The organism is Anaerolineales bacterium (assembly GCA_025808555.1).
Taxonomy (GTDB): Bacteria; Chloroflexota; Anaerolineae; order Anaerolineales; family UBA11579; genus JAMCZK01.
Genome location: CP075526.1, coordinates 493,234 through 513,452, shown reverse-complemented (window position 1 = coordinate 513,452; position 20,219 = coordinate 493,234). Strand labels below are relative to the sequence as shown.

Annotated in this window: 19 protein-coding genes; 17 read left to right on the top strand and 2 right to left on the bottom strand. The window is 58.1% G+C overall.

All coding sequences use genetic code 11. The features are described from left to right. Nucleotides 1–45: 45 nt before the first annotated feature. Nucleotides 46–1,512 carry a nitrite reductase, copper-containing gene (nirK, locus tag KIT08_02805; GenBank protein ID UYN90176.1) on the top strand — a complete coding sequence of 489 codons (1,467 nt, stop codon included), beginning with the start codon at nt 46–48 and terminating at the stop codon, nt 1,510–1,512. 61 nt (nt 1,513–1,573) lie between these two features. Here nirK and KIT08_02800 read toward each other — a convergent pair whose 3' ends face one another. Further along, the gene (locus tag KIT08_02800; protein ID UYN90175.1) at nt 1,574–2,650 is read right to left on the bottom strand and encodes a hypothetical protein; all 1,077 of its coding nucleotides are present in this window, start codon (nt 2,648–2,650) and stop codon (nt 1,574–1,576) included. A gap of 237 nt (nt 2,651–2,887) precedes the next feature. On the opposite strand from KIT08_02800, the gene KIT08_02795 reads away from it, so the two are divergent. From KIT08_02795 to KIT08_02780, 4 genes are all read left to right on the top strand, one after another. Further along, on the top strand, nt 2,888–3,946 hold the full coding sequence (locus tag KIT08_02795; protein ID UYN90174.1) for an extracellular solute-binding protein: 1,059 nt from the start codon (nt 2,888–2,890) through the stop codon (nt 3,944–3,946). Nucleotides 3,947–4,027: 81 nt separating this feature from the next. Beyond that, nucleotides 4,028–4,879 (top strand): ABC transporter permease, encoded by an 852-nt coding sequence (locus KIT08_02790; protein ID UYN90173.1) that lies wholly within the window; start codon nt 4,028–4,030, stop codon nt 4,877–4,879. 22 nt (nt 4,880–4,901) lie between these two features. Continuing rightward, nucleotides 4,902–5,702, top strand: a complete 801-nt coding sequence (locus KIT08_02785) for an ABC transporter permease (protein UYN90172.1) — start codon at nt 4,902–4,904, stop codon at nt 5,700–5,702. Between the two features lie 267 nt (nt 5,703–5,969). Next, nucleotides 5,970–7,148 carry an ABC transporter ATP-binding protein gene (locus KIT08_02780; protein ID UYN90776.1) on the top strand — a complete coding sequence of 393 codons (1,179 nt, stop codon included), beginning with the start codon at nt 5,970–5,972 and terminating at the stop codon, nt 7,146–7,148. A 51-nt stretch (nt 7,149–7,199) separates the two neighbouring features. Here KIT08_02780 and KIT08_02775 read toward each other — a convergent pair whose 3' ends face one another. After that, entirely contained in the window at nt 7,200–7,976 is a 777-nt protein-coding gene (locus KIT08_02775) for a hypothetical protein (protein UYN90171.1), read from the bottom strand. 276 nt (nt 7,977–8,252) lie between these two features. Between KIT08_02775 and KIT08_02770 the strand changes: the two genes are divergently transcribed. From KIT08_02770 to KIT08_02715, 12 genes are all read left to right on the top strand, one after another. Continuing rightward, nucleotides 8,253–8,627, top strand: a complete 375-nt coding sequence (locus tag KIT08_02770) for a hypothetical protein (GenBank protein ID UYN90170.1) — start codon at nt 8,253–8,255, stop codon at nt 8,625–8,627. Between the two features lie 56 nt (nt 8,628–8,683). Then, a complete protein-coding gene (locus KIT08_02765) occupies nt 8,684–9,814 on the top strand; it encodes a DUF5309 family protein (GenBank protein ID UYN90169.1) in 1,131 nt (376 codons plus the stop codon). A 656-nt stretch (nt 9,815–10,470) separates the two neighbouring features. After that, a complete protein-coding gene (locus KIT08_02760; GenBank protein UYN90168.1) occupies nt 10,471–11,490 on the top strand; it encodes an RHS repeat-associated core domain-containing protein in 1,020 nt (339 codons plus the stop codon). Nucleotides 11,491–11,516: 26 nt separating this feature from the next. Further along, complete coding sequence (locus KIT08_02755; GenBank protein ID UYN90167.1) at nt 11,517–11,861, top strand: hypothetical protein; 345 nt, start codon at nt 11,517–11,519, stop codon at nt 11,859–11,861. Between the two features lie 749 nt (nt 11,862–12,610). Next, nucleotides 12,611–12,895 (top strand): hypothetical protein, encoded by a 285-nt coding sequence (locus KIT08_02750; GenBank protein UYN90166.1) that lies wholly within the window; start codon nt 12,611–12,613, stop codon nt 12,893–12,895. Nucleotides 12,896–12,975: 80 nt separating this feature from the next. Beyond that, on the top strand, nt 12,976–14,268 hold the full coding sequence (locus KIT08_02745) for a hypothetical protein (protein ID UYN90165.1): 1,293 nt from the start codon (nt 12,976–12,978) through the stop codon (nt 14,266–14,268). Nucleotides 14,269–14,278: 10 nt separating this feature from the next. Then, nucleotides 14,279–14,743 (top strand): hypothetical protein, encoded by a 465-nt coding sequence (locus KIT08_02740; protein UYN90164.1) that lies wholly within the window; start codon nt 14,279–14,281, stop codon nt 14,741–14,743. A gap of 84 nt (nt 14,744–14,827) precedes the next feature. Further along, nucleotides 14,828–15,796, top strand: a complete 969-nt coding sequence (locus KIT08_02735) for a hypothetical protein (protein UYN90163.1) — start codon at nt 14,828–14,830, stop codon at nt 15,794–15,796. Nucleotides 15,797–15,822: 26 nt separating this feature from the next. Next, a complete protein-coding gene (locus KIT08_02730) occupies nt 15,823–16,167 on the top strand; it encodes a hypothetical protein (protein UYN90162.1) in 345 nt (114 codons plus the stop codon). Between the two features lie 115 nt (nt 16,168–16,282). Continuing rightward, the gene (locus KIT08_02725; protein ID UYN90161.1) at nt 16,283–17,119 is read left to right on the top strand and encodes a hypothetical protein; all 837 of its coding nucleotides are present in this window, start codon (nt 16,283–16,285) and stop codon (nt 17,117–17,119) included. Then, nucleotides 17,116–19,665 carry a hypothetical protein gene (locus KIT08_02720; protein ID UYN90160.1) on the top strand — a complete coding sequence of 850 codons (2,550 nt, stop codon included), beginning with the start codon at nt 17,116–17,118 and terminating at the stop codon, nt 19,663–19,665. Before KIT08_02725 ends, KIT08_02720 begins: the two co-directional genes overlap by 4 nt. 74 nt (nt 19,666–19,739) lie before the next feature. Beyond that, nucleotides 19,740–20,135 (top strand): hypothetical protein, encoded by a 396-nt coding sequence (locus KIT08_02715; GenBank protein UYN90159.1) that lies wholly within the window; start codon nt 19,740–19,742, stop codon nt 20,133–20,135. Nucleotides 20,136–20,219: the final 84 nt, after the last annotated feature.

The following is a 20,219-nucleotide window of genomic DNA, read 5'->3' as shown; positions in this document are numbered from 1 at the left end:
CCATCTCCTACAGTATTCAGAATGTTCTGCTACCCAAGGAGAGAAATGCTTAGAAAACATGTTCCTACTATTCTTCTTGTTTCCCTGTTGGCGCTGCTGCTCAGCGGCTGCTACTCGATAGAGCGGGAGCAAACCTTTATCCACGCCACCCTCAGCGCCATGCAAGACCAGATGGGCGGCGACCATGCCATGGGTGAGATGCACAGCACTCCCGTGCCGCAGGCTGAGACGCCCGATGGCCCCGCAGATGTCTCGTATACCTTGACCACCGGTGTCAGCGGCCACAACCTGGTCTTCATCGGGGTGGGCGGCGAGATCGATGGCGTGCCCAACCCCACGCTGACGGCCCAACCAGGCGACATTGTGGAAATCACCCTGGTGAATGCCGAAGCTGTGCAGCACAACCTGCAGATCGATGAGTTCGGCGTGGATACCGGTTTCCTCGATTCGCAAGGCCAACAGCAAACCATCAAATTCGTCGTTGAGAACGAGGGCAGTTTTACCTACTATTGCATCGTGCCCGGGCACCGGGCGGCTGGCATGCAAGGCACTCTGCAAGTGGGCAGCGGCGAAAGCGCCGCGGCCGCCTCGGTGGTCAAGAACCCGGCGGACCTGCCTGCCGCGGTGGGCGCACGCGGCCCACAACTGGTGCAGGCCGAGCTGGTGGCTCAGGAGGTGGTGGGCCAACTGGCTGACGGCGCAACCTATCCCTACTTCACTTTCAACGGCACGGTGCCCGGCCCCTTCATCCGCGCCCGCGTGGGTGACACGGTGGAGATCACCCTGCGCAATGAGACCAGCAGCGCCTTCGTGCACTCAGTGGATCTGCACGCGGCCACCGGCCCCGGCGGCGGCGGTGAGGTAACCCAGGTGCAACCCGGCGAGACCAAGAGCTTTACATTCACTGCGCTCAACCCCGGCATCTACGTCTATCACTGCGCCACGCCCAGCGTGCCGCACCACATTGCCAGCGGCATGTACGGCCTGATCCTGATCGAGCCGGCTGGCGGCCTGCCGCCGGTGGACCGCGAGTTCTACGTGATGCAGGGCGAGATCTACACCGAGGAAGCATTCGGCGCCCAGGGTCAGCTGACCTTCAGCCATGACAAGATGGCCAACGAAGATCCGGAATACTTTGTGTTCAACGGCGCGGTGGGTGCGCTGGGGCTGGCCGGTGAGGCCAACATGCTGCAAGCCAACGTGGGCGACAGCGTGCGCATCTTTGTCGGCGTGGGCGGGCCTAACTTCACATCCTCATTCCACGTCATCGGCGAGATCTTTGACCGGGCGTATGCTTTCGGTTCGCTGACGGCTGCCCCGCTCACTGATGTGCAAACCATCAGCGTGCCGCCGGGCGGGGCGGTGATGGTGGAGTTCGATGTTGAGTACCCCGGCCACTATGTGCTGGTGGATCACGCCCTCAGCCGCCTGGAGCGCGGCTTGGTGGGCATGCTGCATGTGAGCGGCGCGGCCAACCCGAACATCTTCAAAGAAGGCCCTGCCAATCCTTAAACGCATACGCAGAAATAAAAAAGAGCGCAGCAAAAGCTGCGCTCTTTTTTTTGTCTGCTCGCTATTGGCTTGAGCGATTGTTGCGAAAGGATATGGCCATGGAAACAAAAAACAGCAGGATGGCGATGCCGTTCAGCATGCCGCCCCAGCGGCGGACGCCTGGCTCCTGCAGCAGGTTGCCAATGATGCGCACGATGAGCGAAGTGTGCAGCAGGCTGAGCGGCGCATACAGAATGGGGTGGTATACCACCGTGCGGGCCAGCACGGCCGGCAGAATGATGGGGCCGTGCGCGAACACCATCGAGAGCACGAAGCCCACAAACAGACCGTGCCAATACGCATCGTAGATGAGCCCAGCCACTTGCGGGCCGTGCAGCAAGCCTAGTATCGCGCTGGCGCCCATCCATATGTATCCCAGACCCAGCGCGCAGGCGATGTAGCGCGGCAAGCCCTTGCTGCGCAGTGTTACGCGCACCACATCGTGGCGCAGCAGCCAGGCGCTGAGCGCCAATAGGCCAAGGTTGAATGCCCCCGCGCCAGCCTCAAAGGCAAATGCGATAATGGCTGCGCCGGCCAGCAGCGCCGCAACCGCCAGCATGAAGGCGGCTTGCGCGCCGCGGCTTGGCCGCAGCAGGCGGCCCAGCTCCAGGCGCTCGCCGGCGATGGTGAGCACCAGATAGGCGGCCCACCAATACACCACCACGGCCATGGGCTGGCCGAGCACCCACAGCAGGTTGCCCACCAGCCAGCTGCTGGCGCCCAGCGCCATCACAACGGTGTAGTTGGCCGGCGCCTGACGGACAATGAGCCAGCCCACCAGCGCAAAGCTGAGGCTGGCGGCCAGGAACAGCAGGCCACCCGGCAGCGAGTGGCCCAGTGCCAGCAGCAAACCGCCCAGCGCGCTGAGCGCCGGGCCGATGTACATCCAGCGGCGGCCCAGCGCCACCGCGCGCTCCAGCGCGATCAGTGTGCCGAAGAAGCCGCATATCATCAGCGGGCCGTGGGCCACTGGCAGCTGGCTGGGCAGGCTGGGCAGCGCCCAGCCAATGCGCGCCAGCCCGGCCAATACGGCCAACACCAGGATAGCCACGCTGGCGAAGAGCAGCGGGAGACGGAATTTGAGATGAGAAGCTTTCATTACTTTTAGTGTACTGCTGTCCCGAAGCCTTGCTGCAGCCTGAATAGGCGACTCAATTCTTTAAGCTTTGAGCATTGATTTTTGGGGGCAACCTAATAAAATATGCAAAATGACGGTGGATGGAGACTGTACTGTCCCAACTGCTCCGGGGGAGCCAAAGTAGCAAAACTGTACTGGTGAAACACGGCCCAAGTACAGTTTTTTTGTTTAACAGTGTTTAAAGGAGAAAGATAGAGAATGTTGAACAAAATCAAGAATGTTGCATTGGTGCTGCTTGCAACGGCCATGTTGGCTGCCTGCGGTGGCGGCGCGGCTGAACCGAACACCCAACTGGTGGTGCTGGAATGGTCTGGCTATGAGGAGCCCAGCTACTGGGAGCCATTTGCCCTGCAGCATCCTGACATTGAGCCGGAGTACAGCTTCTTCGGTGAGGATGCCGAAGCCTACTCCAAGGCTCAAAGCGGCTTCGCTTTCGATGTAGTGCATCCGTGTGGCAGTTGGTGGGGCCTGTACGTTGAGGCCGGCCTGGTGATGCCGCTGGACACCTCGCGCCTCAGCAACTTTGACCAGCTGTTCCCTGAGTTGACCCAGCACGGCGTCTTCAACGGCCAACAATACTTCATCCCGTGGGACTGGGCGTACGAGTCCATCACCGTGCGCACGGACCTGGTGGACGAAGTACCCGACTCCTGGGCTGACCTGTGGGACCCGCAGTACGCCGGCAAGGTAGCCATCTTCGACTCGGGCGAGTCCACCTTCCTCACCGCGGCCTACGCTTTGGGGTACGACCCGTACAACACCACCCCTGAGCAGCAGGAGGAGATCAAGCAGCACCTGATCGCCCTGAAGCCTAACCTACTTACGTACTGGGTGGACTACACCGAGATTAACCAGCTGCTGGCCTCCGGCGATGTGGCCGTGGGCGCCAACACCTGGAACGATGCCTGGGCCACGCTGAATGATGAAGGCTACGAGGTGGAGTATGTCAACCCCACTGAGGGCCGCATCAGCTACGCCTGCGGTTTCGGCATCTCGGCCAAATCCACCAATGTCGACCTGGCCTACGACTACATCAACGCCTTGATCGATGCGCAGTCCAACGCCAACATGGCCAATGACTTCTACTACGGCGCGGCCAACATGGACTCCGTGCCGCTGCTCGACCCCAACCTGGTGGCCGTCTTCCAGTACGACGATCCGGCCATCCTGGCGCAAAGCAACTTCCAGCACCCTCTCACGCAAGAACAGCGTGAGATGATGACCACGATCTGGAACGAGGTCAAAGCCCAACAATAGCAGCACCGGCTCTCAGCCGGTGATGCTGCGGGGGCAGGGCGGGCCATTGGCCCGCCCTGTTCCCCGCTCAGGACATGTTTAGTGGAAAACAAGCGCCGCCTCTTTGCACTCATTACGCCGCCATCGGTGTTTTTGCTGTTTTTCTTTCTAATCCCGCTGGTCATCATGGCGTTGTACACCATGAAATCCAGCACCTTTGGCCCGCTGTTCCCGCTCTCATTCGAAGCGTTCACGACATTTTTTTCCAACCCGGCCTATTTTGTACTGTTGTTGAACTCCAGCCAGCTGGCGTTGCTGACAGCAGTGTTATCTATCTTGCTGGCCTATCCTGTTGCATACTATCTGGTCTTTTACACTGGCTCTCGCCGTGTGATCCTGCTGACCATGCTCATTCTGCCGGCCTGGATCAGCTACTTGCTGCGCGTGCTGGCCTGGAAGGTCATCCTCGGTTCTGAGGGCTTGCTAAACCAGCTGCTCATCAGTGCTGGGCTGATCGAGAATGGTGCGCCGATCCTGCTGTTCAGCCAGGCGGCGGTGCTCATCACCCTGGTGTATGTGTGGATCCCGTTCGCGGCGCTGCCGATCTTCGCTGCCATGGAGCGGATCGACCCGCGCCTGCACGAAGCCGCCGCTGACCTTGGCGCCCCGCCTAGCGTCACCTTTTGGCGGGTCACGTTCCCGCTGACGATGCCGGGCGTGGCTTCGGCTTTCTTCTTTGTCTTCATTCCCACCCTGGGTGAATGGGTGACCCCCAACCTGGTGGGCGGCGTGAGCGGCATCATGTACGGCAACCTGATCCAGGACCAGTTTGGGCGCGCCCTCAACTGGCCGCTGGGCGCGCTGATGAGCATGGTGCTGCTGGTGCTGGTGGGCGTGTTCAGCTACGTTTTCAATCGCTTCATCCCGATCACTGAAGTGCCTGTTTCTTCCTAGGTTGAAGGGTGAGGGCACGCTGATGCGACAGACGGGAAAGTGGTTGGGGCTGGGGTATTACCTGCTGTTGCTGCTGTTCTTGCAGCTGCCCATTCTGTTGCTGATCGTTTTCTCTTTCAATGATTCAGTGCTGCTGGTGTTCCCGCTGCGCGGTTTTACGCTGCAGTGGTATCGCGAGCTGTTGCAGGCCACCGAGCTGATCAATGCGGCCAAGAACAGCCTGCTGATCGGTTTGGTGTCTTCGGTTGTCGCCACGGTGCTGGGCGGCGCGGCGGCGATCGCCATCGCGCGCTACAACTTCCCGGGCCGCGATTTCTTTTTGAACATCGCCACGCTGCCGCTGGTCATCCCGTATGTGGTGCTGGCGGTGGCGCTGCTGATCCTGTTCCAGGCGCTCAAGATCGAGCTGAGCCTGTGGACGATCATGATCGGCCATACGATCATCAATATGCCATATGTGATGCTGATCGTGGCGGCGCGCCTCTCGGGCTTTGCCAATAATCTGGAAGAAGCCGCCATGGATCTGGGCGCAACCTACTGGGGCACGCTGATGCGCGTGACCCTGCCCATCTCAATGCCGGCGTTGGTGGCGGCGTTCCTGTCTTCGTTCACCATGTCGTTCGACGAATTCTCGCTGGCCTTCTTCCTGGCCGGTACGCAGAACACCCTGCCGGTGTATTTGTATTCGCAGCTGCGCTTCCCCAGCCGCTTGCCGCTGGCGGTGACCACCGCGGCGGTGGTGATCATGGTGTCGGTGGTGATTCTTCTATTTTCTGAATGGTTGCGGCGGGTCGGCACAAATCGAAATGGAAAGACTGGATGACCCAGATGAGTTCGACAATAAGCTCTATGGGCATAACCCGCCGCGTGGGAGAACGGGCATTGATTCGTACTGCAGAATTGGCTTGGTTTACCCGTTCTCCATTGCGCCAGCTGGGTGAAGAGCTGGGGCGGATGACATGAACAAGATGGCCAAGGTAAAGTAATGGCACGCGAAAATCGAAAACTGGAAATGTCTATGAAACCATTGGCAGTTGAACTCAAGAACGTCAGCAAGGTCTTCTCCGGCGTTGGGCGCGGAGAGAGCTTGATGCACGCTGTGAAAGGCGTTGACCTGCAGATCAAGCAGGGTGAGTTCTTCACCATGCTTGGCCCCAGCGGTTGCGGCAAGACCACGACCTTGCGCATGATCGCCGGCTTTGAGTTCCCCACCAGTGGCGATATTTTTCTGAATGGCGAGCTTTCCAATGATGTTCCACCCTATAAGCGGGCGGTCAACACCGTGTTCCAAAGCTATGCGCTCTTTCCCCATCTCACCGTGGCGCAGAACGTGGGTTTTGGCCTGGCGGTCAAGCGGGTGCCCAAAGGCGAGCGCGAGGTGCGTGTGCGCGAGGCATTGGAGCTGGTGAAGCTGGGCCAGCTCGGCGAGCGCAAGCCGAACCAACTCTCCGGTGGGCAGCAGCAGCGCGTAGCGCTGGCGCGTGCCCTAGTGAACCGGCCGGCGGTGCTGCTGCTGGACGAGCCACTGGGCGCGTTGGACCTCAAGCTGCGTGAAACCATGCAGCACGAGCTCAAAGATTTACAAAAGCGGGTTGGTATTACGTTCATCTACGTTACACATGACCAGGAAGAAGCGCTGACGATGAGCGACCGCATCGCGGTGATGAGCGAGGGCCACGTGCAGCAGGTGGGCACGCCGGAGCAGATCTACAACTTCCCGGCCAACCACTTTGTGGCTGATTTCATTGGCGATACAAATTTTCTGGAAGGCAAAGTGGTCTCGCTGCATGAGGACCGCACCGTGATCAAAGTGGGGCGCGAGGATGTAACCGCCGCCCGCGCTAACTTTCCGCTGATGCCCGGCGAGAAGGTCACCATGGTCATCCGCCCGGAGAAGCTGGCGGTGGCCCGCGAACTGGCGCCGGCGTTGGCGCCTGGCGCCGAGGCGCCGCCCCCGGCGGCTCCGGTGAGCCCGGCCAAGCCGCAACCGCCACGCGTGAACGCGGTGATCAACGCCCGCGTGCTCGACTCGGTGTTTGTGGGCACGGACACACGTGTCAACGTCACGCTCAAGGGCGGCACCGAGATCACCGTACTGGTACGCAACCTTGAGGACGACGAAGACTTCAAGAAGGGCGAGAAGGTCGTGGTGACGTACGACGCGTCCGACTCGCGTTTGCTGCCCGCGGCCCAGCTGGGCACGACGGATGAGACCTATAGCGGCAATGGCGAGGCCGCCAACGGCGCGGCTGCGCCGGCGGCTAAATAACCTCCCGGATGCAAATCAATAAAAAAAGCCGGCCCATGGACCGGCTTTTTTTTATTCGAGGACTGTCTTGACCTGCAGCCTGTCTTTTACGAAAACTGGCGGGAAGTAAGCAAAATAGATGAGCGCCAGGGCAGCAATGCCCACCATACGGATCGTGATCGGCCACCAGGGCAATTCGCCGGTACGCAGACCGAATGGGAACAGCATCAGTGGCACAATGTAAGACAGGCCGAAGAGCATGAAAATGCCAAGAGACACCAGGCCGGCGCGGTATTTTGCACTGTTCTCATTGACGCGGCGATAGAGCAAGAACATGCCAATGCTGGCGATTACAGGCGGCAGACCAAGCAAGAGGATGAAGGCCACCGCGTAAATGAAAGCAGGTGCACCTTGGGGCGGGTTGTTGTATTGCATCGCAACTTGAAACCCGTCCATCGCAACGCCGGCAGGGCTGAATACATAGATCGATACAAACACGAAGAGCGCAAAAGCAACATAGAAGCTGCCAACCAATCGGGAGCGGTTGTTGCCAGTGTAAACGTAAAGTAGATAGGTTAGAAGACCCCACAATGCGGATGCTGCCGCCAAAGTGGCGGTGACGCTGAACAGAATGAAAAGCGGCAAATATTGAATGCCAGTGTTGAATGCAAGCACGGATAACGCGTTAATCGTGCTATTGATACCCATACCCATCCACCAGGTGCGGAATGCTTTCCAGGCTCGCTGGTCTTCATGATCTGGGAATGATTTCTGGCCGAGGCGCAGGCCGATAAAGCTGTACAGAATAGCTTGCAGCACAAAAATGCCCAAGGGGACAAGATAATTCATAACAGACGCGTGGCGCGGGCCGTGAGAGACTCGCGCACTCCTTTGGATGCTGGTTTCCTTTTGAGTTGTAAATCCCGCCGTGCAGGTTTGGCCGGGCGGGCTTTTGCTTTCGCAGGTTTGGTTCGCATAGCAATCCTGTCAAGCATGATAGATGAAATTCCAGATGCCACTCCAAACCTTGCAACTTTGAAAGGTTGTCTAATGGCTTGATTTCCCCGTCCAAATGTACCTGCGGGCATAGGGGTTGTGCTATCAATGCGGCGAAAGGGGGGATGCATGGACGGGGGAGAGAGTTTGCCCGAAGAGGGTGGAGTTGAGTTGGCCAAACCTGCCAGCTTGGGCGCCAGCAAGAAACAGCAACGCATTGCCGATCTTGTGAAAGAGCAGGTGCTTGGCGCGCTCAGGCTGGAGCTTGAGCAGGCCCTTGAGGCGCGCCTCGAGCAGGTGGCTGCCCAGCCCGGCGCTGCGCCCAGTGCGCAGCCAGGGGTGAGCCGCGCCAGCCGGGTGATCCCGCCCGGCGGCGCCAGTGCGCCGACGCAGGATCTGCGCGCCGAGTATCAGCGGCGGCTGCGGGCTTTGCGCCCAGGGGACCTGGGCGCAGTGTTGGAGCTCAAGCGCGAATTCCGTAACCGCGGACTGGAGGTGTATTAGAGACAAGCATGAGGTCAGAAGGATGAAGAGCGAGCTAATTTAGATCAGGGGGAAGAATGGCAATTTACGATGGAATGAAGACAACCTATTCGGATGCGGCTGCCCAGGCGCGGGCGATCAGCGATGTGGTGCAACTGATCGATCCCCGGGATACGCCCCTGCTGGCACGCCTAGGGTTGGATGGCGCCCGCGAGAAGTTCAAGATCCGCATGAACGGGCACAAAGTGGAGCTGTTGGAAGATGAGCTGGATCCGCTGGTGACGGCGGCCAACAACGGTGAGACGATCGGCGCGGCTGACACCAGCTTCGTAGTGGCGGACGCCTCGGTGTTCCAGGATGGGCATGTCATCCTGATCGACGCGGAGTACATGGTGGTCAAGAGCGTTGACCTGACCACCAACACCGTCACCGTGTATAGCCGTGCCTATGGCGGCACCAATGCCACCCACGCTGCCACCGCCGCCATCCACATCACTGCCATGGCGCGTCTCGAGGGCGATGATGCCGACTATGGCCCGCTGGTGGCGTTGAACGTGCCGTTCAACTACACCAGCATCTTCCAAAAGGCTGTGCAGGTCAGCGGCACCCAGCAGGCCATCAGCCAACATGGGATTGAGGACGAGTTCCAATACCAGGCGAATAAGGCGGTGCCGCACCTGCTGCGCCTGGTGGAAGGCGCAGCCTTCCACGGCGTGCGGGCGGCAGGCTCCGCCAGCTCGCCGCGCTCGATGGGCGGGCTGGGCGCCTTCATCACCAACAACGTGGTGGACGCCGGCGGCGCCATCGCCAAGGCGGATGTTGACGGGCTGATGGAAGAGATCATCATGGATGGCGGTAAGCCAGACTTGCTGGTGATGAACCCGCGGGTGGCCAACGATCTGCGCAACCTGCTCGACAACAGCAGCTTTGTGCGCATCAACCAGGATGAGAACAAACTGGGCCTGGGAGCGATCGAGCGCGTGGTGACGCAGTACGGCGAACTGGAACTGGTGATGGATCGCTGGTGCCCGGTGCATACGGCCTATGTGCTGGAGAGCGGCAAGGTGGGCTTCTATACGCTGCGCGGCTTTGAGGCCAAGGAACTGGCCCGCTCTGGCGACAGTCTGAAAGGCGAGGTGGTGGGCGAACTGAGCCTGCTGGTGGCCAACAACAAGGCGCACGGCAAGATCACGGGCATCACTACCTAAGACGATTTCCGGCACAGACTGCCCGGCGCAAGTCGGGCAATCTTTTGCCGCGCTGCGTTAGCAGCGCACAGGCCCAGGCGAGGGGGAGCCTGGGCCTGTTTTTGTTGGCTGGTATACAATTAAAGATGGGAGGAGAGCCAGACTGTGGAGGATTACATATGATTGAATGCACTCAGCCTGACCCACTTCCCTTGATATACAAGTGAGTCTATTGTTCTGAGGAACTTATGATAGAACGAATTGAAAGCTTCATAGACTTTTTGGCCTCTTCTATGTTCAGCTATTGGCCAGTTTCCTTGCTGGTGTCCTTCATTCCGATTTTTCTTGGAATTGTTGTGTTTCGTATGCCCAAGAAACGTAGCTTATGGATAAAGCACATTAAGAGAACTTGGATATGGATTTTCATATCGTCCCTGCCGTCCGGTATAGTTTCGGGCCTGATCTTTGTTAAGTTATTGGAAGTTGATGCCTTTGTAAAGTTGCAGGTTCTTCTTTGCGGCTTCTTCTTTTCACCTGTTCTCATGACCGTTGGATATATTGCGTCACTCTTGGGGCAGAAGTCCTATCTTGATAGGAGAGATGAGTAAAGAATCTGGCCGCCGCCGGGCATCGCCGGGCAGCGCGTGGCGCTGAGTGGGCCGGATGGATTGCAGTTCTTGCTGACCGACCACTTGGGCTCGGTGAGTGCGGTGTTGGATGGAGCAGGGAACCTGCTGGGGCAGCAGCGCTATACGCCGTTTGGCGAAGCGCGCTTCGAGGAGATGCTGGGCACGACCGACTTTGGTTACACTGGCCAGCGCTTGCTGGCAGGCACGGGCCTGATGGACTACAACGCGCGCTTCTACGCGCCCGGTCTGGGCCGCTGGACGCAGCCGGACAGTATTGTGCCAAGAGCGGGCAATCCGCAGGCGTTGAGTCGGTTTACTTATACGTTAAATAATCCTATCAACTTAGCTGACCCAAGTGGGCATATCCCCGCAGTTTGGAATGCGCCATGTATCGATGGTCTTTTTTGTGGAAGGAATTACGGAGCCAGCATTAGCAGGGCTAATCTCAATCCAAAAGCAATAGAAAACACAAAAAGTGCAAGCCAAGCTGAAAAGCGTCAAGGCACTACTAGCCCTATTAAGAAAGCTTCAAGTGAAAGGGAGAATTCTGTTGGTGCGCCGTTTACGTGTACAACCATTGTGATAAATCAATGTAACTTCCTAATGTATCCTGATGGAGATACTTCACCAAATGGAACCCCGAATAAGGAGCTGGCTAGAGCGTTAGGTAATTTAGGGGCAGTTGCGGATTTGATAGAATTCGCACTTGCATTTTCAGTTTTTGCTTCTCCACCATCTCATGGCGCCGCAGCAGCAATGGCCGTTATTGATGGGATTATTACTACAGGGAGCTGTATTGCTGCTGGCGAGTGTTACTTTGGAAGCCCAGGAGGAAATCTTCCAAATGTGCTTGTTGTAAATCAAGATGTTGTGGTTACTGCCGCTGAAATTGGCGCTGGATTAATTCCTGGAGTTGATATTTTAACATCCTTGGCTTCTGTCCCATATGATTCTCTTAGGGCTGAGGGAGTGCTGCCAAATTACATCAGTGTTGGCTATTCTCCCGCAGGACCATATGGAATACCTCAGTCTCTTTTAGGTACTTTTTATTTTTTTCTCTACCCCTGAACTAATTGAGAATAAAGAAGGACATGATGAGTTATTTCTTAGCAATTTTTGAATGGTTTTACAATAATCTTCTTGGCGGACTTTTCATTTCCTCAATTCTGCCTTTCGCTTTTTACTTCTACTTTTTAGCGACAACTGAGGTTGAGGAATACATACGGAAATTTAAACAACTTAGCCCTATTTTTCTAGCACTTTTTGTTCCCTTGGGCTTTAATATCGCAGCTTGGTTCTTTTTTCCTCCGTTAGAAGCTGGTGAAATTACAGTTCTGGAAGCGATTGCTGTGGCATTTACATTCTCTGTCGCTACCCCAGTTTGCATTACTCTCGTGCTATTTCTGAGTTTAGTTACTACCCCCAAGCTGAGGACCTAGTCAACCCGGCGTCTCCCTTGACACACGCCCCCAAATCCGCGCTTCCCGCAGCCTGCGTGCTATGAATGCCGCAGGCTGCGCTGTCTATGGCGGCCAGGCGTGCTTGGAGTGAGGCACGCTGGCTGCCTTTAGCGTAGAATGAGGCATGGGTGGAAAGATAGTTCTGAGCTATACCAGCGCCAACCCCACGCCATGAGTCTGCCGTAGGAGTAATCTTGAGCAAGACGCCGATTGATGTAATTGCGGTTTTTTCGTTTTCCGTGCTGTTTATGAGTTATATAACTTTTGTTGCCTGGTTTAATAGCTGTAGGGTCAGACGTGCATGAAATAGCAGAAGGCATAGAGATAACCGGTATGTCTGGTCCTTACTGGTCGCCAATTCCGATTCCTAATCCATGAGACTTGTTATGAATAAAGAACAATTGCTCGTAGTTTTCGCTATTGGTTTTTCACTCTGGGGTATCTATCTAATTGCCCTTTCGTTCTTGATTCTCAAAAAGAAGAAGACTATGGATCCCTTATTTTCTATTCTCTGGAGTCTATGGACTTCACTATAGAATTGGAAATTTCTGGTTAGAACAGATAGGCAATTTGGGTAACCCTAAGTTTTATAGATCAATGGCGTTTATTTACCTCTATTTTGGCGGTTGCCTGATCGCAATCACTTTCGTTATCCTTAAGAGTATGTGACGAAGTGCGCGATGACGCCGGGGATGCAGAGGCGGTCAATCTTGCCCCTGCGGAGAACTATGGACGCTGAAAAAAACAGAATGATCTTTCTAGCACTGATAGTAGTCTTAAATGGAATCTGGGAGTTGCGTCGCATATGGCGTTACTTTCGAGATGGCACTAAAGATCCGCATTGGTTCTATAGGAATAAAGCGAAGCAGATTGAGCGTTATGAAGGTAAAAAGGCTTCGCAGAAATATATAGGAGAAATTTTAAAAAACTGGAACAAGGAGCATTTGATTTACAGTATTTTCATCGCTTCCTGTACTTTGATTGGGTTGATGATGCTGGTATCAACACTATGACTGGTGACTAGAGATTCCTACCCAAGGACACCTGTAGTTCGGCTAATCGCTTGCACTACTAGGGTGCAGCCCCCCACGCCGTGACCCGCGTGGAGCGCGGCGAGGAGGAGGACACCTATACCTACGATGCTAACGGCAACATGCTGCAGCGCGTAGAAGACGAGGTGACCTGGACCCAGATCTACAATGCTGAAAATCGCCTGACTTCCGTCAGCGACGGCGAGGAGACCTGGAGCTTTACCTATGATGGCGACGGCCGCCGCGTGCGCCAGGTTGGCCCAGATGGCGAGGTGACCCTGTACCTTGGCGGCGGCGCCTATGAAGTGCGCGATGCCGCTGGCGATACCGAGGTGGTCAAATATTACGGCATCGCTGGCCAGCGCGTGGCGCTGAGTGGGCCGGATGGGCTGCAGTTCTTGCTGAGCGACCACTTGGGCTCGGTGAGCGCGGTGTTGGACGCTGCAGGGAACCTGCTGGGGCAACAGCGCTACACGCCGTTTGGCGAAGCGCGTTTCGAGGCGATGCTAGGCACGACCGACTTTGGCTACACTGGCCAGCGGCTTCTGGTTGGCACAGGACTGATGGACTACAACGCGCGCTTCTACGCGCCGGGTTTAGGGCGTTGGACACAGCCCGATAGCATTGTGCCTGGGGCTGGGAATCCGCAGAACATCAATCGTTTTAGCTATGTAATGAACAATCCGATTAACTTGGCTGATCCAAGCGGTCACTGTGCTTCTGGAAAGATTTTGGATGGTCAATGCCTTAGTCAAACCGCACCGAGTCTGGGATATAGACCGCAGAATGCAGGATTGTGCTTTGGAAAGCCGTGTTTGACCAAGGCTCAAAATTTGCGCCAAGAGCTTGATAACTTTGTGGCACCCGTAAGGTCAACACATGATGAACTAATTGTTGTTCCTGGGCTTTTTTCCTTAACTCCACAAGAGTACCAGCTCGTATCTGATGAGAATGGATTTCCAGATTTAATTTTAATGGGAAGAATGCAGCTAATTAGGAATGATGCCTTTTCAGCCACCAGTAAGTTATTTCCCGGCTCGCCTCTAGAGAATAGTCCTGCCGATGCTTTTAGGCACGCTTACTGGAATGCTCTAATGACTAGAGAATTCGGAGAGGAATTTGCCAGGGATTTTGCAACTGCACATGAAACCCACCCGGACTCTGTTCGAGAAGCAGCATTTATGGATTTGCATAACAATCAGGTTGGCAGAGAAATTGCATTGACCAACCCTGAGAGTAGCAATGCCCAATTGCAAACTCTTGTATATGAAGCTCTTCGGTCCGGTTTATTGTATGTTTGGGATAAGAATGACATTTACTTCAGCGATGCATGCCCACTGTGCACTTTTCCGTAAGAGAGGCAATATGAAGAAAATCATCGCTATGTTTTGTTGCTTTGTTGCTGTTGTAGCTCTGGTTTTTCTGTCTTTCAGAGTCAGCGAAAAACGTGGGCTAATTTATGGGGATTTCTTAGCACAGCAAGTAAGTAGTTACAAGAGTGGTCACCTTGAGTATATCGATTTCGCATTGATAAATAGTGAGCCTTGGGATAGGGTTTTTGTTTTTACGCCCTATACTCCCCCAGAGGTGGTAAATAGCGTTGTTTGCGGAATTTGGCCTGGGGCATGGTTGACTAATATTCAACATAGTGACTATGCTACATTGCTACTATTTGTTAAAGATTGTCGAGTTGTTCAGCATGTGATGTTTCGTAACCGATTTGCAATATTCTCCTCAGTTTATAGAGAAGAGGGCTACGCTCCTGGCGAGGCTAAATTTTTGCTGAGAGAGAATAATTATGCAGTGTGGCTCTTTGGCAATGACGAATAATGCTGCTGGTGAAGTAACTTCGAGAAGCCTGAGCTCACCGGCAGCGCATGGAACAACACGCGTTTTGGCGTACTGGCCTTCCGCGTGGCTGGCACGCTGGATGGCGCCGGCACCGTGCACATGAATGCGCTTGGTTATAGCGGCGGCAGCGGCGGATGGCTCGCTTCCGGGCAAGGGGAACATAGAGATGGATACCAGGGCCAGAGCTACCCAGGCTATGGCACTTCCTCTGCTTCTGCCAATGGAGGCGGCGGGGGTGGCACAAATGCAAACCGCGGTGCGGGTGGCGGCTATGCCACTAGCGGCGCGAATGGAGTAGGCACAACGGGCGGGCAAACGTATGGCGACCAGCAGCTGAGCCGGCTGTGGATGGGCAGTGGCGGCGGGGGCAGCGACCACCCCTGCAATATCTGCTACGGCCCCAATGGTGGGGCGGGCGGTGGAGCGGTTTACATCTATGCCCAGACGATTGATTATGACGGCGCGTTGAGCGCCAACGGCGGCAATGGCGCGTGCTACACACCCACCAACAACTACAGCAGTGGTGGTGGCAGTGGTGGCACCGTTCGGCTTCAAGGCGCAAACATAACTTTGAACGGCAACCTGACTGCCACGAAGGGCAGTGGCTGTATCACGGGAGACGGCGGCGTGGGGCGGATCGCCATTTTTTACAGCGGCACGCTTGGCACCAGTAGCGTAAGCCCGGCGGCGTATGTGGGCAGCCAGGGAACGCCCGAGCCCACCGCCACCCCTGGGCCGATAGGGCGGTGGGGCAATGGCGCCGACGGCAATCTAATAGTTGATGCCACCTTTAATATTCATACACAGAACAGCGGTGAGCGGGTGTGTGGCCAGGGTAGCGATGCGGTTGTGTATTCAGTGACGGCACTAACTGAAACCACGGCCACGCTGAGCCAGGCCCCCGGCGCGGGCTGTCTGGCCGTTGGCGACGAAGTAGTGTTGATAAATATGCAGGGCAATAATACAAATTACACCAATGTGGGCATACCTCAGTCTCTTTTAGGTACTTTTTATTTTTTTCTCTACCCCTGAACTAATTGAGAATAAAGAAGGACATGATGAGTTATTTCTTAGCAATTTTTGAATGGTTTTACAATAATCTTCTTGGCGGACTTTTCATTTCCTCAATTCTGCCTTTCGCTTTTTACTTCTACTTTTTAGCAACAACTGAGGTTGAGGAATACATACGGAAATTTAAACAACTTAGCCCTATTTTTCTAGCACTTTTTGTTCCCTTGGGCTTTAATATCGCAGCTTGGTTCTTTTTTCCTCCGTTAGAAGCTGGTGAAATTACAGTTCTGGAAGCGATTGCTGAGGCATTTACATTCTCTGTCGCTACCCCAGTTTGCATTACTCTCGTGCTATTTCTGGGTTTAGTTACTACCCCCAAGCTGAGGACCTAGTCAACCCGGCGTCTCCCTTGACACACGCCCCCAAATCCGTACAAACCGCAGCCTGCGTGCTATGAATGCCGCAGGCTGCGCTGTTTAAACCGCGCAGCAATCACAAGGGGGATGTATGTCGTACACGTTGAGTGAGTTGCTTCAAGACGCCTATATGGAGTTGGGCCAGCTGCGCCGCGGCCAAGCCACCGGCGGCAGCGCCAGCACGCTGGTGGATGCCGCCGAACTGGCCGGCCAGCACCGCGAGGATGACTGGAAGGGCGGGGCCGTCTTCCTGGCGGCGGGTGGCGGGCCGCCGGCGGGCGAATTCGCCCGCGTGGCTGGCTTCGTGGCCAGCAGCGGCACGCTGGCCCTGGCGGCAAGCTTCAGCGAGCCGGTGGAGGCGGGCATGGCCTATGCACTCGCCTCGGCGCAGTATCCGCTGCCCACCATGATCGAGCTGGCCAACAGCGCCCTACGCGGTCTGGGCGATGTGCCCCAGGTGGACGATGATGTGCTGGCCGCCAATGCCCATGTGCTGCACTGGCCGCGCCGCCGCCCGCTGCGCATTGACCATCTTGCTATCCCGGGCGTCAGCGCCGGCGACCCGTGGCGCACCCTGCACGATTGGGACTACGTGCCCGCCAAGCCGGGCACTCCCGCCGCGCCTGGCCTGGTGCTGTTCGCCGATCCGCTGCCTGCCGGGCGCCCGCTGCGCGTCTGGTATCTGGCCGCCCACCCGCGCCTGGCGGCCTATGATGATGTGCTGGCCGAAGCCATCGCGCCCGAGCTGGCGGTGGCGGCCGTGGCCGAGCGCGCCCTGCGCTGGCAGTGCGCCCGCAAGGGCGGCGACGGCCAGCTGGCCGCGCTGTGGCAGGAAGCGGCCGAGGAGCTGCAGGCGGCTCGCCGCCACTTCCCCATCTGGCGGCCGCAGCGCCCGGCCCGCCTGCTGCGCCTGCGGGGGCAGGCGTGAGCCGGGTCCGTGTGTACCCCGGTGCCAGCAATCCAAGTCACGAGCTCAGCCTGAGCGATGGCGTGCTTACCTGGGGGCTGCGACTGGAGGGTGGCGCCGAGGGCATCAAGGAGAGCGTGCTTACGCCTTCCGGCTTGCGTCTCAATTGGGTCAGTGGCTTTGGCGCCTGGGAGCCAGGCCTGGCGCAGATCGAGCAACGCGATTGGAGCGGCGGCCGCGGTGCGCCGCGCTTCAGCACGCAATCGGCGCGCCGTTTCTACGACAGCCAGGACGCCTGGACCCTGACGCCGGGCCGTATCCATGCCGCGCCGCAGTGGCGCTATGCCAGCGGCCTGCGCACCGTCGCCCAGCGCCTGCCGGGCGACGTGCATTGGCAGGCGCTCATTGGTTCTCAGCGCAGCCTGGCCGCTCGCTTTACCGTGGGCGCTGGCGGCCTGGAAGCCAAGCGGGCGCGGGTATGGCTGCGCCGCGTGGGCTCGCCAGGCGAGCTGGCGCTGCAACTGCATGCCGATGCCGCCGGGGCGCCGGGTGCGGTGCTGCCCGGCTCCACGCATGCCATCACCCAGGCGGATGTGAGCGATGTGGTCAGCCAGCTGTACAGCTTTGATGTCTCCGGTTACAGCACCCCGCTTAGCGCGGGCACCTACCACCTCTCGCTGCGTGGGGCCGCGGCTGACAATGCCAGCAACCACTGGGAGATCGGCGTGCATCGCCGCGCTGGCGGTGGACACACCTCGCCGGACGGCAGCGTATGGAGCGCCAGCAAATTTTGCACGTACTACCGCGTGGAGGATGCTGACATCGCCCGCACGTTTGTCTTCTTCGAATTGCAGGGTGTGCTGTATGCCGCAGACCAGCGCGCCGATGGCAGCCCTTCGCGGCTGCATCTCAACGGCGAGCGCGGCGTGGCCACCAGCGGCGCGGCCGCCGCGCTCACCGATACCAACAAGAACTGGCCGGTCGACCAGTGGGCTGGCGCCTGGCTGCGCATCATCGCTGGCAAGGGCGCGGGGCAGACGCAGCGCATCCTCTCCAACACGGTCAGTACGCTGGAGGTGGAAGCTTGGCATCTGGCGCCGGATGCCACGTCTGAATACGCCATCTACGCCACGCCGCACTGGCAGGATATCTCACCCAGCACGGGCGATCTGATCGACGGCACTGTGCAGGATGTCAGCGTGCTGAACGGGCAGGCTTTGCTGGCTCAGGGCGGCGGGGTGCCGATCCTGCGCGTGCGCTTCAACCCGGCGGCTTCGCCGCCCAAGCATGAGTTTGATGATGACGGCAGCAACACGGCTGACCTTGTGCATGTATTCCAGCACAGCGAGCTGGGTCCACAAGTGTGGCGCGGCTTTACTGCCAGCGGCGAGATCTCGCGCGCTGCGCCCACCGCCTGGCTCACCGCGCTCAACTTTGGCACGCCGATCAAACTGGGTGCAGACGGCCAACCGTTGCACAAGCTGCTGGATTACAACAGCCAGCTGTGGGCACTAAAGGCCAACAGCGTTTGGCTGGTCGAGCGTAGTGAGCATGTGGCTCGCCACAACCTGGGCCTCGAAGCCCAGCCGCACCTCAGCCCGCCGCCGGCGCTGGTCTGGCAGGACAAGCTGTGGTTCGGCTGGGGCAGCAGCCTGCTGGCCACTGGCGCCAGCGGCCTGGCTGATCTTGGCCCGGGCCGTGGCGAGGGCTTGCCCGCAGGGCGCGGCGGCCGCGTGGCTGCCCTGGCGCCGCTCGGCGCCGGCCGCCTGGCTGCCGCGCTGGATGCCGGCGCGGGCGTCTCCAGTGTGATGGTGCTTGACGATGAGGCCTGGCATGAGCTGTTGCGCGCCCCGCAAAGCGGCACGCGCATCCGCGGCCTGCATTGGCAACACTGCCCGGGCACCGCGCCGCGCCTGTGGGTCGAGATGGGCGGCGACCTGGCCTACGTGCAGATGCCTGTGCATGGCGACAATCCGCTGGAGGATGCCAATATGCAGTTCCAGCACGAGGGCGTGCTGGTGGGCAGCACCATCGACATGGAGGCGACCCTGCTGCCCAAGTTCCTCACCCAGCTCAGCCTGGTGAGCCGCAACCTGGGCGAGGGCGCCCAGGTTGCGCTGGACTATCAGGTGGATGGCGAGATCGGCGGGTCGCACTGGCGGCAGGCGGGCGGCTTTTACTCTTCGCCGGTGGATACGCTGGCGTTGAACACCGGCCAGATCTACGCCTTCCGCCCGCGCCTGCGCTTGCTTAGCCAGCGCGCCGATCAGCCTGCCACAGTGGAGGCCACTTTGTTGGAGGGCTTTGCGCGCACGCCGCAGAAGTACCAGTGGGAGCTGCGTGTGCGCCTGGGTGAGCTGCAGCTCGACGGCGGCGGCGGGCTGGACCCGGCGCCGGCCGCCTTCCTGGCCTGGCTGCGTCGGGTGGCGCGCAGCGCCGCCCGCATCCGCCTGCGCTCCATCTGGAGCGCGCTGGACGACAGCTACGTCATCGTCGAGGCGCCTAGCCTGCAACGCCAGCTCTCCGGCGAAGGCGGCGTAGCCATCGTGCGCGTCCGTGAAGGGTAGCCCTGCCAGCATGATGATGATTAAAACTTTTCAAGTGAGGGGACATGTATAGCTTTATCTACAACGCAGGAAAGTTGGCTTTGCTGAAAGGGCAGGTGCAACCGCTGGCGGATACATTGCGCGCCGCCTTGGTGACCGACGCGTATGTGGCGGATAAGGATGCGCATGCATTTTTTGCAGACATCACCCACGAGGTCAGCGGCACTGGCTACACCGCCGGCGGCAAAGCGATCACCAGCGTGGCCCTGTCGCAGGACAATGCCAACGATCGCGCCGCCCTGCTGGCGGACAATGTGGTCTGGCCGGTCGGTGCCTTCACGGCCCGCGCCGCCGTGCTCTACAAAGACAGCGGCAACCCGGCCACCAGCCCGCTGCTGGCCTACATGAACTTTGGCGGTGACCACACCGTCAGCGGTGAGGACTTCAATCTGGAATGGAGCCCCGAAGGAGTTATCTACTTGGGCGAGTAAAAAAGCAAAGCTTGTCAAGTTGTATCGAGGGCACACCCGCCGCACTACAACTACAACTTGACAGAGTATGGCTTAGGCTGGCCT

Bases quoted from the DNA above. Each gene is read 5' to 3' on its own strand.
- KIT08_02725 (UYN90161.1), top strand. From the start codon at position 16,283: ATGTCGTACACGTTGAGTGAGTTGCTTCAAGACGCCTATATGGAGTTG.
- KIT08_02765 (UYN90169.1), top strand. From the start codon at position 8,684: ATGGCAATTTACGATGGAATGAAGACAACCTATTCGGATGCGGCTGCC.
- KIT08_02730 (UYN90162.1), top strand. From the start codon at position 15,823: ATGAGTTATTTCTTAGCAATTTTTGAATGGTTTTACAATAATCTTCTT.
- KIT08_02770 (UYN90170.1), top strand. From the start codon at position 8,253: ATGGACGGGGGAGAGAGTTTGCCCGAAGAGGGTGGAGTTGAGTTGGCC.
- KIT08_02750 (UYN90166.1), top strand. From the start codon at position 12,611: ATGGACGCTGAAAAAAACAGAATGATCTTTCTAGCACTGATAGTAGTC.
- KIT08_02800 (UYN90175.1), bottom strand. From the start codon at position 2,650: ATGAAAGCTTCTCATCTCAAATTCCGTCTCCCGCTGCTCTTCGCCAGC.
- nirK (UYN90176.1), top strand. From the start codon at position 46: ATGCTTAGAAAACATGTTCCTACTATTCTTCTTGTTTCCCTGTTGGCG.
- KIT08_02795 (UYN90174.1), top strand. From the start codon at position 2,888: ATGTTGAACAAAATCAAGAATGTTGCATTGGTGCTGCTTGCAACGGCC.
- KIT08_02775 (UYN90171.1), bottom strand. From the start codon at position 7,976: ATGAATTATCTTGTCCCCTTGGGCATTTTTGTGCTGCAAGCTATTCTG.
- KIT08_02780 (UYN90776.1), top strand. From the start codon at position 5,970: ATGCACGCTGTGAAAGGCGTTGACCTGCAGATCAAGCAGGGTGAGTTC.
- KIT08_02740 (UYN90164.1), top strand. From the start codon at position 14,279: ATGAAGAAAATCATCGCTATGTTTTGTTGCTTTGTTGCTGTTGTAGCT.
- KIT08_02785 (UYN90172.1), top strand. From the start codon at position 4,902: ATGCGACAGACGGGAAAGTGGTTGGGGCTGGGGTATTACCTGCTGTTG.
- KIT08_02755 (UYN90167.1), top strand. From the start codon at position 11,517: ATGAGTTATTTCTTAGCAATTTTTGAATGGTTTTACAATAATCTTCTT.